Source organism: Haladaptatus ordinarius (genome assembly GCF_054177595.1).
Window position 1 is genome coordinate 1 of sequence record NZ_JBPEHH010000121.1, and the last position, 9557, is coordinate 9557.

A 9557-nucleotide genomic window follows, 5' to 3' on the forward strand; every position below is an offset into this window, starting at 1 on the left:
TGACACGTCCATGTCACACAGCCGTCCATCCTCATCCACATTCGGTCGCCAATCTCGCGAACGGCTTCCCATCTTCCGGCCTCACTTCGTCAGCTACGGCCATCGAACTTGTGGGTAAATGACAGGACTTCAGTCGTGGGCTTCCGCCTCAAACCTGTGTGAAGTACGTCGATGCCGTGGAAAGGCCAGCAGACGGGTATATTTCGGCTGTAACACTCGCCGAGATTCACTCTATCGTTCGCGCGATCGATAGCGAGGACCGTGCTGATGCTGTCGTCGACGTGCTCGCAGAGAGTGGCATTCGACCAATCGATACGAACGAGACGTGGCCCATCGCCGCAGATTTCAAGTTTCGGTATTCGCCAGCATTAGGCGATGCGTTCGCACTTGCGACGGCACACCACGTCAACGGACTCCTGCTCGTCGGTGCTGATGACGACTACGCCGATGTTACCGATGTTTCGATCACTTGCTTTCGGACAGAGCCAACGTAGGGCGTCGCGACCGATTTCACCGCCCGATCCGAGGGCCAGACTAGAAAACGCGTTTTACGGACGCCCTCTCATTTCTTTTCAATATTAGTAAGTCAAGAAATATATTCGTCGTTGAACTCGCGTTCGCGGCGCATCAACTCCTCGACGCCGTGCTCGAGGATGCCACGTCCCATTGCGGTCGGCCGGTAGTACGTGTAGAAGCCCTGGCTGTCGGCAGTTCGTCGCTGACGCTTGTCGACGAGTCCTACATCAACCAGTTCGTCAAGGTGGTAGTGGAAGTTGTGGGATTCAACGTCGACCGCCACTTTGAGATCGGCGGCGCTCAACTCGTCGTTTACGACGAGCGTTCGTAGGATACGAAACCGCGTTGGATGACCGATCGCCCGTTGCATCGCGAGGTACTCCTCGAGCGTCAGCCCGCTCTCTTCGGGGAGCGGCGGCTCTGGCTGGCGAACCTCGTCCGTGGTGCGGCGGTCAGTTTCGACCATTGGGGTTGCCTCGGGATGAAGGTTGTAGTGCCACATACTTAGTCGTTCTCTACTAGAAGATCCCTGAGAAATCCAGATTTTATATACTGGCCGTACGAACCGACGATGCAAATGCGGGATCGGATTGTCGACAATCTCTCTCGGGCGGGCGGTGACTCAGAAGCTCTTCAGCCAGTCCGACGTGAACAGTTTCTCGTCTATCTGATGGGTCCGTACCGGACGTTCGACGTCGATGCCCTGTTGCCGTCAGATGCCGATGTCGAGACCGACGTGCCCTCGTTTGCAACGTGGAACGACGCCAGCGGCGAGTACGCCGAGGACGAGGTGTTACGCCTTCTCCAAGAGACGCGTGACTGTCTCCGCGACCGGGGCTTCAACGCCTTCCTCGCGATCGATGTCGGAATCCCACTTGATGAGATGGATGCTGCGACACAGAGTATCGCCTTCGCGCAGGCGAGCAATGCAACCATTTTCGTCGCGCCACAAGTCGGCGACAATCTTGGCGTCGGTATCGAAATCGGGAGCGTCCTTGAGGATCTCCTGCCGAGCGACAGCATGCAGGGGCCGGCAGCCGACGCCACGCTACCTGAGCGCACGCGACGGATGATGGTGGTGACTGAACCGTCGGTGCGGAGTGCGATGCTCGGGGCAGTCCACGCACGCTGGGATGCGAGCGTCCGGACGTTCACGGATGCCGTGGACTGTTGTCGGCTGTGCGCGCAGTTCTGTACCCACATTCAGAACGAGGAGCTCTATGGTTCGCTTGACCGCCTCGATGTATGATGTTGTGTATTTGACTCTTATTAGGTGGTTTGCTTTCTGCGGAAGGGATACGCCTGAGATTAGTCACACAGACCCTCGAAGACAACGCACCCGACGCGCTCGTTCGTGTGATTCATCTCGGTGTCGGCGCTTTACACCTCTTCGATTTTGACCTCGATGCCGGTGCTCGTGAGACTCCGATAGCGTAGGTCAAATCCAACCTCTACAGGGAGTACGAAATCGATGGAAAACGATCACGAAAAGGAACTGTGATCAACTTCTTCGTCAATCGCGTGTTCTCCGACCAACCGCTGACCGTCTACACGCCTGGTACCCAGTCACGCAACTACATTCACGTGAAAGACGTCGCTCGTGCGTATGTATGAAGTGCATAGGTATTGGTAGAGCAACTCGCCGCTAGCGAGACGGGTGTTCGACGGTACGAGATTGCGAATTTACGCGGGGAGGGATGGTAATCGTGACATCTTTGCTCCGCAGGGATGTATTTGGGTCGACCGAGCAGATCGATCACGTTCAGGTACACTCTACGGATTAGGGGGGAGTTCGACTATCATGCCGGCACAACGAAGTGCGACAACGTTGAAGTGACATTCTCATGTATCGGTAGCCATGCCACTGACGCTTCTCGATGAAATCAGTATCGTCGTACTCCAGGCGTCGGTCGCTGAACTCCTGACCCGGTACGAGGTGCTTCTCTACAAACTCCTCGTATTCACCGTGACCTTCGTCGTTGCTGCCCTTATCGGGCGGCTTGTCGTCATGCCGCTCATCAATCGCTTGCTCAAAAGCAAACGCATTACCCCGACAGTTCGGAAGCCAGCGATCAGGACATTTCGCATTGCAATTTACTTCGTTGCGTTTTTCATCGGGCTCTTTATCGCCCGGTTGGAGTCATTGCTGACGGTGACTGGTGGGTTTGCGGCAGCACTCACACTCGCCATTGGATTTGCCTCCCGTGATATCCTCAGCAACCTTGTCGGTGGACTGTTCATCATCACCGATCCGAAGTTCAACATCGGTGACTGGATCGAGTGGTCGGGCGGCGACAGTGACACGGAAAATCTCGATGTGAGGGGCAATGAGGGTATCATCGAAGATATTAGCTTCCGCTCGACGCGAGTTCGAACCTTTCGAAACGAAGTCATCATCATTCCGAACTCGACACTAGCCAATACTGTCGTGACGAATCACGATATTCGGGACAGACTTCGTATCGATCATCCGTTCAGCGTCATGTACGGTGGTGATATCGACGCCATGCGAACTGTTTTGCTCGAAGAAGCCGAGGCGAATCCACGGATTCTCGACGAACCGAAACCGACTGTGGTTGTGGACGGAGTTACTGCATCAGGCATCGACATGGTCTCACGGTTCTGGATATCGAGTCCGAGTCGAGAGAAGTATCTCTCCGTTCGGACGACGTACTTTCAAGCGGTCAAAGAACGGTTCGAACGTGAAGGGTTCGAAATGTCACCAGACCTCCTCGAATTGATGGGTGATTTCTCCATCGATGGTGCAGAAACTCTCGTGCAGGCTGAGGATCGAGGAATTGACTAGCACCCAGTCGGGCGGTTTCTGTGAGACGGAGAAGTTTCTAGTAAGCTGCCAGATCTGAAGGGGGGTGTAACAGAGTTTGACTTGTCGGTGACATCCTCCCCGCCGTAAACGGCGAGGCTTCCCACGCCCATCAAAGGACGGTTCGTTGTTCTCTTAGGGTTGACGACCCGACGTGCCGATGGGAGTGCCACGCCCCCGTTACTCCTATCCCGCAAAGGACTCGGAGGTACCTGATTGTTTTATATCGGTCTGCGTGTCCGTGGGCTTGCTTTTTGATGAGGCAAACACCCAGTCAACTGCCAGTTGTCGGACTGTCAAATCCGATGGGGGACCATCGAATCGACAACTATAGATGCGCAGTATGGGCACTCAAACCTTCCGACTTCAGTGTTTGCGGCCAAAGACGGCGCTGTATCCCCGCCCTAAAGCACGAGGTTTTAGCGCCTGAAATTTAGATAAATATCGCGTCCTCGGTTCTCCGAAAATTATATTTCATCCCTCAATCAATTCTTTGACACGAATGTTCCCGTCATCCCTCCGTGCCCGCACTCTCCCAGCAGCATGGCGATTCGCGATAATCGGCACACTCGCCTCGCTACCCGCCACTGTCGTTGTGAACTGGCTGCCGGATTCGGAGGCGACCATTGGTGGAGGTATCATGATAATCGGCGCGTTCATCGCAGGAGTCATCGCTGCAATCCGCTCAATGGACCCGGGTGCTGCCGGACTCCGTACTGGTGTTCTTGCTGGTGTTGTCGCAGTACTCACGCTACTCGTGGCAGTAGTCAGCACCGTTCTCAGTGATGCCACGGTGACATGGCCATCGCTGTCGAGAGTCGTATTCGTCGTTTTAGCCAGTGGACTGGCACTGTGCGTCGCCCCCATCTTTGGTCTGGTATGCGGTCGAGTTGGTGGGTGGATGGCGAACACCGTTACCTCGCGATTGACGACCGGCGTAAACACGTCGTAACAGCGATACAACAGACTGGTAGACGTTCGGAGTCGGTCGAACACATTTCTTCTCAGATGGCCGGTGGTCGATACCCGATACGCGCTTTGTATCTCGCGACAACTCAACGAACAAACAGAATATTGACGATAGATGTGCGAGATACAGAGGATCTATCCAGTATTCGCACGACCGCTCTGAGTCACGCTCCGACCCAGGGAAAGACGGTGGCCGCGATGCCAGCGACTACGAGAGCACCACCGAGGACGAGCGAAACAAGTCCGCCTCGCTTCCCCTCCCTTATCAACTCCTCCTCGGACTTATCGGAGAGGACGAAGTCGCCGGACTCGGTTGGCTCGTCGATTACGAAAGCACGTTCACCCCAATCAGCATCCTCATCGTGACGGGCCGTTCCGAGGACGTAGACTCCCTCGCCCGGTTCAATCACACCCTCCGAGTAGCGGCGACGCTCACCGGTACTCAATGGCCCGAACTCGTGACGCGTGGCCGCATCGATAGCGGCCTCGTCCTCGACGTACTGCTTGATGTGCTCGGGCGGTTCATCCCCAGCTTCGACCGTCGTCTCTGCTTCTTCGACGTTTAACTCGCCATTAGCAGGGAGTTCAACGCGGACCTCGTCCGAGCCATCGTCTACAGTGATCGGGACCGTCGTCTGCTCTGCGTGCTTGGTCTCCCAGTTTCCCCCACCTTGCCCACTGCTCTCCCACTCCTCCATCTCAACGGAGGTAGCTAACGCGTCTCGTCCGGTGATCGGTGACTCCACGAGGGTGGCGTCCTCGGCCAGATGGGCAGTACCTTTGACCTCTGCTGTACCGGGGTTCAGTTCCCGAATCTTCGTCGTCTCGGTATCGGTGATTCGTCGACTCTGCGCCCGCTCGACACGGCCTCCGTTCATCGTGTAGAGACCGACGAGCACGAACACCAGGCCGACCCCCGAAACAGCTACGCTGCCAACCAAGCTCTGAACCATAGCTAACTGGATTACCTTTTGGCCAGCAGATAAAAGCAAGGTCTCACGGGTTGTGGAGGATAGCAGTGATCCCGCTCGGTCGGCGTGCTCACCAGTCCTTCTTCAACCCAGTCCAAGTATGCGGAATTTGCGCTCTGTATCTTGCAGCGACTCAACGAACTACCGAGCTGCTGTCACAAACGGCGTGCTAACTATAGAGAGTGAGTACACCAAACAACCCGTCAGAGACCGAAATGTGCGTCGCGCTCAACGATTGTGTATCCTTGAGCCGTGAGCACATCATCGCGGTATCGTTCCGTGAAAAACTGCTGTGGGATACTTCGTAGCCCGAAGCGCCGATCCGCTGTGTACTCAACATCGATGAGAGTCTGACCGTTGTTGCTACTGATCGTTGATGTGTATGTCGCCCACGGCTGGTCGTTCATCGTGATCTCTAATCCAACTCGGTGATCTCCGGTTGGCGTGGTCTCTGTCTGTGTCTGGACGGTCAGTTCAGCAGAGCGCAGACCGAATAGATACGAGATATGGTATGTTGCCGTGTTCTCTCCGGTGGTCACTTCATCTGCGGCTCCCCACTGAAGTGCGAGTACCGGGGGCGTCGAACCAGTAAACTCATCGACCACCGTTTCCTGGTCGTCAGTCCGGAGTCGAACTGTCCCGCGCGACTGAAGGATCGGCACACGTGCGATGACGACCAAGATGGCTGCGACGATGACCGCTGGCAGCAGTGACATCGTCACGTACGTCACAAGAAATAGCGATACCACGAGCACGACGACAAGTGCACTCAGGGGGCGCTCACGTCTGAGGTATCACTTTGCAACGGTGAGTGCCTCCTGTGGTCGTTCGATTTCGTTTGTGGAGGCCATCATGAGAACCACTTCTCGGGAGATAATTAGCTCTATTGAATCCCTTTCTTCAAATTAGTGCCGGAGAGAAATACTCGTTCAGTTCGCGCACTGAATCCTGCAACGGTTCAACGAGTTGCCGAGCTTTTGTCACAATCGTCGTGCTGCAGACAGAGGATGAGTTCAGCAAGAATTCATCGTTCCAGCTAGTAGGTAACAGAAGAGCCGTTCAGTAGGTATGCGAATGTCTCATTGAGGAGGGCCTTTCACGTCTTCTGTGGCGTAGTGTATCGAAGTCCGGTAAGGTAGAGGCCACCAACAATCGCACTAATCAGAAGTCCGGTTGCGATACTCACCGTTACCCACTCGTATGGCGAGACAGCAACTGGCCTCGGCTTAATGATTTGGAAGTACGTGTACTGCAGTTGGTCTGTGTAGGCGTATGGTACGAGAAACCCACCGAAACAACTGACACCGAAGCCAGTTGCCAGCAGTAGACGCTTTGCTGAGGATAACCCACGTCGGCCAGTGTCGAGGTAAATTGCCCCGAAGATGAGCAGAGCGACGAACAGGCCGCCTACGCTCAAGATACCGAGATACAAGTCACTCATATGATTTGAGTCGTCAGATAACAACAATAATACTTACGCTCTCGCTATCGGTAGGTCTGCTCCCTGCATCAAGCAATTTCGATTACGATCCGTGACTGATACGCGCTCTGTCTCTTGCAGAACCTTGACAAACTGCCGAGCTGCTGTCACAAACGGCGTGCTGAAGACAGAGGATAAGTACAGCACGGTGGTCTCATTGGATTCAGAACGACCCGACTGAAACAGCCTCGAGGTGGCTCTGCGATTCAGTGGGGCCTGCTTCGAACAGACTACCGCTTCGTCATGGTGTAACCTAGTCGTCGGCGCCGATGATCGTTTCAGTGGCGTTGTGTTTGAACTCCGCCCCGCCGCACGCCGGGCACTCATCCCGACGGGGTACATATGTCCCTTCTTCCTGAAACGCCTGCACGAACTCGCCGCACGCCCGGCACATCACGAACTCCATCAGGTGCTCACCACGCTGGCGGGGAGGGTGTGCCACTCCGTCGGCAGATGATCGCAGGCGCGTGCCGTCTGCGTCCGGGCGTCGTACTCGATGAACCCCGCCGCAGCCAACTTCGGCAGTGCCACGTGGTGCAGTTTGATGGCGATGCGTCTCCGGTCGTCGGCGGTCTCGTCGTGGTCGATAAGCTCGTCGACGAGGTCCTCAACCGAGGCGACGTCGTCATCACCGGCCAGCAGATACCGCAGGGCCTGGCGCCGGTACTCGCTGGCCAGCGCGTCGCAGACGGCAGTCAGTGTGTCGTACTCAGTCGGGGGTGCGTTCATATACACCCGGTAGTGATCCACTCCAGTTTAGCCCTGTTGTTGAAGCATCAACCCTTATTTAGGCGGGTGGTGTCACCGGAGGTCGCGTGCGGACGTGAGCAACACCTGTTGGAGAATCTTCTCGTTCCCGCGGCGAATCCGATTGGAGACGGCCTGCTCGCTGATACCCAATTCCTCGGCGAGGGCGTCAAGGCTGACTTCTCGCGGGGTGGCGAAGTACCCCCGCCGGGCGGCGAGGACCAGTGCCTCGCGCTGTTCCTGCGAGAGGTCGAATCGGTGGCCGCGTTCGGTCGTTTCGGTCAAGGTGTACGTGCGGTCGATGTGAATCTGAATGTCGTATTCGAGGATGAAATTGTGAAAGAGCGAGAGTTTGTCGTGGTCGGGGAAGCGCAGCCGGAACTCCCACTGTTCGTTGCCGTGGGCTTCGAGGACGACTGCGTCCGCCACCGCGATCCCTTCGATGAGGTCGGTCGGATCATCTGTCCACTCGATCCGATACAGGACGCTATCTCCGATCTTGTCGAGCGCGAGGGACTCCTTGACCGCTGGATGGGCCTGAACTTGCGCCTCGAAGTCGTCGTGGCCGTCGCCGGTCGCCCAGATGAACGGCATGATCATGGGGCCCGTCGGGACGATACGTTCGAGTTCGAGGTGCATGTTCGGGGTTCCCGAGAGGACCTCCCCGAGCTGGAAGTCATGGCTGTCGATGGTGAACTCCAGGATGACGCTCATGTCCCGTCAAATGGGAGCCAGCAATGTAGGGTTTGCCGCCACGAGGTGGTCGAGTTCGTGGATTACAGAAGTACAAGGAGAAAGCCCACGACTTTAGTCGTGTGGAGGATGTCAAGCGATATCCGTCGGTGGTGTACGCACAGCCATAGTGGGTGGCTACCTCGCGGTAGTTCAGGTAGATGACGTCGGTGTTGATTTCGCGTGCTTTCTCCTCTGCCCGGCCGAGGACGTGGAGGTACTTCTCGTGGATGCTGGCGTTCGTGGGGCGTTTCGTGGTGAAGTCGAGCAGGCTGGCGTTTTCTTTGGTTCGTTGGATAGTGTCGTGGAGTTCCTCGCCGACAGTGGCGGCTTCGGCGACGATGTTCGGTGAGGTGGCATCCACACTACTGCCGTCTTCGCTGGTGTCCTCGCGCACGTCGTTGATGATTCGGGAGACTGACGCGCGAATACGCTGGTTCTGTTGGTGGTTTTCTTCAAAGTCGTCTTGGAGGTTCTCGGTCTGGGATTCAAGCTCGTCGACGCGGGTTTCGAGCTGGGTGGTCCGGTCGCGTTCTGTTTGGAGTTCGGTTTCGAGGTCGTCGATTCGCTCGTCTTTCGCCGTGAGTTGAGTTTCGAGTGTGGCTTGCTAGGCTTCTAATTCAATGATGCGATCGGTGAGTTGCTCGACCTGTTCGGCGAGCTCTGTGCCCGTCAGCTGTCAGGCACCTACGCGGTGTGGTTGGTCACAACCGTGTTTCCGACGTGATTATCTGCTTGGATAGGTCATGCTCCCAATGCGGTAACGATGTCTTCGACAGTGAAGAGCCGAAGATCGTCTCGCGCCGCAGCCGCTTCCTTAACAGACTGTTTGAATCCGTTCCGCGAGAACAGCGTGTACTCCTCGACTCGACTGCTGCCGTCGTTGGGTGCCCATCGGAGTTCATCGACGTAACGTTCGAGTTTCGAGAGTGCGTCGTATCCGAGTGGCGACTGCTGGAACTTACACTCACCGGCGGTCAGGGTGTCTCCCGCGGTGAGGCCCATGACGTCGATCTCGTGTTCACCGTACCACCACTGCCCGGTCTGCGTGATCGTGTCCTCCGGGTACAGCGATCGAAGTGCCGAACAACACAGCTCTTCGAACGACCGGCTCACGAAATCGACCAACTCCGATTCGATGAGCGCGCCGTACGCGTCGTCATTGCCATTATCGTACTCTAAAGTTTGATACTCTAAAGTCGCTAGTTGTCCAGTCTATCGATCACGGCACGAACAGGTGCGTAGAAATAAACCAGACGTGGGACAGAGTCAGGACGTAGCCTCGGTAGAAGATAGCGCAACGAAGAGAATATGTCGA

General features: G+C 56.2%; 13 protein-coding genes and 2 pseudogenes. 6 read left to right on the top strand and 9 right to left on the bottom strand.

Translation table 11 applies throughout. The annotated features are described in order from the left end of the window. Positions 1 to 158: 158 nt before the first annotated feature. Positions 159 to 494: a PIN domain-containing protein gene (locus ACR3FF_RS23440; RefSeq protein WP_458190553.1), complete on the top strand. Its 336-nt coding sequence runs from the start codon at positions 159 to 161 to the stop codon at positions 492 to 494. Between the two features lie 92 nt (positions 495 to 586). Here ACR3FF_RS23440 and ACR3FF_RS23445 read toward each other — a convergent pair whose 3' ends face one another. Further along, the gene (locus ACR3FF_RS23445; RefSeq protein ID WP_458190554.1) at positions 587 to 982 is read right to left on the bottom strand and encodes a winged helix-turn-helix domain-containing protein; all 396 of its coding nucleotides are present in this window, start codon (positions 980 to 982) and stop codon (positions 587 to 589) included. Between the two features lie 111 nt (positions 983 to 1093). On the opposite strand from ACR3FF_RS23445, the gene ACR3FF_RS23450 reads away from it, so the two are divergent. The 4 genes and pseudogenes from ACR3FF_RS23450 to ACR3FF_RS23465 all read left to right on the top strand — a co-directional run bounded on the left by ACR3FF_RS23450 (position 1094) and on the right by ACR3FF_RS23465 (position 4292). Continuing rightward, positions 1094 to 1765 (top strand): DUF7509 family protein, encoded by a 672-nt coding sequence (locus ACR3FF_RS23450; RefSeq protein WP_458190555.1) that lies wholly within the window; start codon positions 1094 to 1096, stop codon positions 1763 to 1765. Between the two features lie 209 nt (positions 1766 to 1974). Beyond that, positions 1975 to 2130, top strand: a pseudogene (locus tag ACR3FF_RS23455) (NAD-dependent epimerase/dehydratase family protein); the annotation flags it as partial. A 244-nt stretch (positions 2131 to 2374) separates the two neighbouring features. Further along, entirely contained in the window at positions 2375 to 3322 is a 948-nt protein-coding gene (locus ACR3FF_RS23460) for a mechanosensitive ion channel family protein (RefSeq protein ID WP_458190556.1), read from the top strand. 520 nt (positions 3323 to 3842) lie between these two features. Further along, positions 3843 to 4292, top strand: a complete 450-nt coding sequence (locus tag ACR3FF_RS23465) for a DUF5518 domain-containing protein (RefSeq protein ID WP_458190557.1) — start codon at positions 3843 to 3845, stop codon at positions 4290 to 4292. Positions 4293 to 4473: 181 nt separating this feature from the next. Here ACR3FF_RS23465 and ACR3FF_RS23470 read toward each other — a convergent pair whose 3' ends face one another. The 7 genes from ACR3FF_RS23470 to ACR3FF_RS23500 form a co-directional block, all read right to left on the bottom strand. Then, positions 4474 to 5262, bottom strand: coding sequence for a GIDE domain-containing protein (locus tag ACR3FF_RS23470; protein WP_458190558.1), 789 nt, complete (start codon positions 5260 to 5262; stop codon positions 4474 to 4476). Between the two features lie 221 nt (positions 5263 to 5483). Further along, positions 5484 to 5996: a hypothetical protein gene (locus tag ACR3FF_RS23475; RefSeq protein ID WP_458190559.1), complete on the bottom strand. Its 513-nt coding sequence runs from the start codon at positions 5994 to 5996 to the stop codon at positions 5484 to 5486. Positions 5997 to 6376: 380 nt separating this feature from the next. Beyond that, complete coding sequence (locus tag ACR3FF_RS23480; RefSeq protein ID WP_458190560.1) at positions 6377 to 6721, bottom strand: hypothetical protein; 345 nt, start codon at positions 6719 to 6721, stop codon at positions 6377 to 6379. Between the two features lie 292 nt (positions 6722 to 7013). After that, entirely contained in the window at positions 7014 to 7166 is a 153-nt protein-coding gene (locus ACR3FF_RS23485; RefSeq protein WP_458190561.1) for a hypothetical protein, read from the bottom strand. Next, positions 7166 to 7489 (bottom strand): DUF7344 domain-containing protein, encoded by a 324-nt coding sequence (locus ACR3FF_RS23490; RefSeq protein WP_458190562.1) that lies wholly within the window; start codon positions 7487 to 7489, stop codon positions 7166 to 7168. Before ACR3FF_RS23490 ends, ACR3FF_RS23485 begins: the two co-directional genes overlap by 1 nt. A 72-nt stretch (positions 7490 to 7561) precedes the next feature. Beyond that, complete coding sequence (locus tag ACR3FF_RS23495) at positions 7562 to 8221, bottom strand: helix-turn-helix domain-containing protein (protein WP_458190563.1); 660 nt, start codon at positions 8219 to 8221, stop codon at positions 7562 to 7564. Then, on the bottom strand, positions 8184 to 8636 hold the full coding sequence (locus tag ACR3FF_RS23500; RefSeq protein ID WP_458190564.1) for a hypothetical protein: 453 nt from the start codon (positions 8634 to 8636) through the stop codon (positions 8184 to 8186). The genes ACR3FF_RS23495 and ACR3FF_RS23500 overlap by 38 nt, the downstream gene beginning before the upstream one ends. Positions 8637 to 8684: 48 nt before the next feature. On the opposite strand from ACR3FF_RS23500, the gene ACR3FF_RS23505 reads away from it, so the two are divergent. Then, positions 8685 to 8858, top strand: coding sequence for a hypothetical protein (locus ACR3FF_RS23505; RefSeq protein ID WP_458190565.1), 174 nt, complete (start codon positions 8685 to 8687; stop codon positions 8856 to 8858). A gap of 125 nt (positions 8859 to 8983) precedes the next feature. On the opposite strand, the pseudogene ACR3FF_RS23510 reads toward ACR3FF_RS23505, so the two are convergent. Beyond that, positions 8984 to 9406, bottom strand: a pseudogene (locus ACR3FF_RS23510) (DUF234 domain-containing protein); the annotation flags it as partial. Between the last annotated feature and the right edge of the window lie 151 nt (positions 9407 to 9557).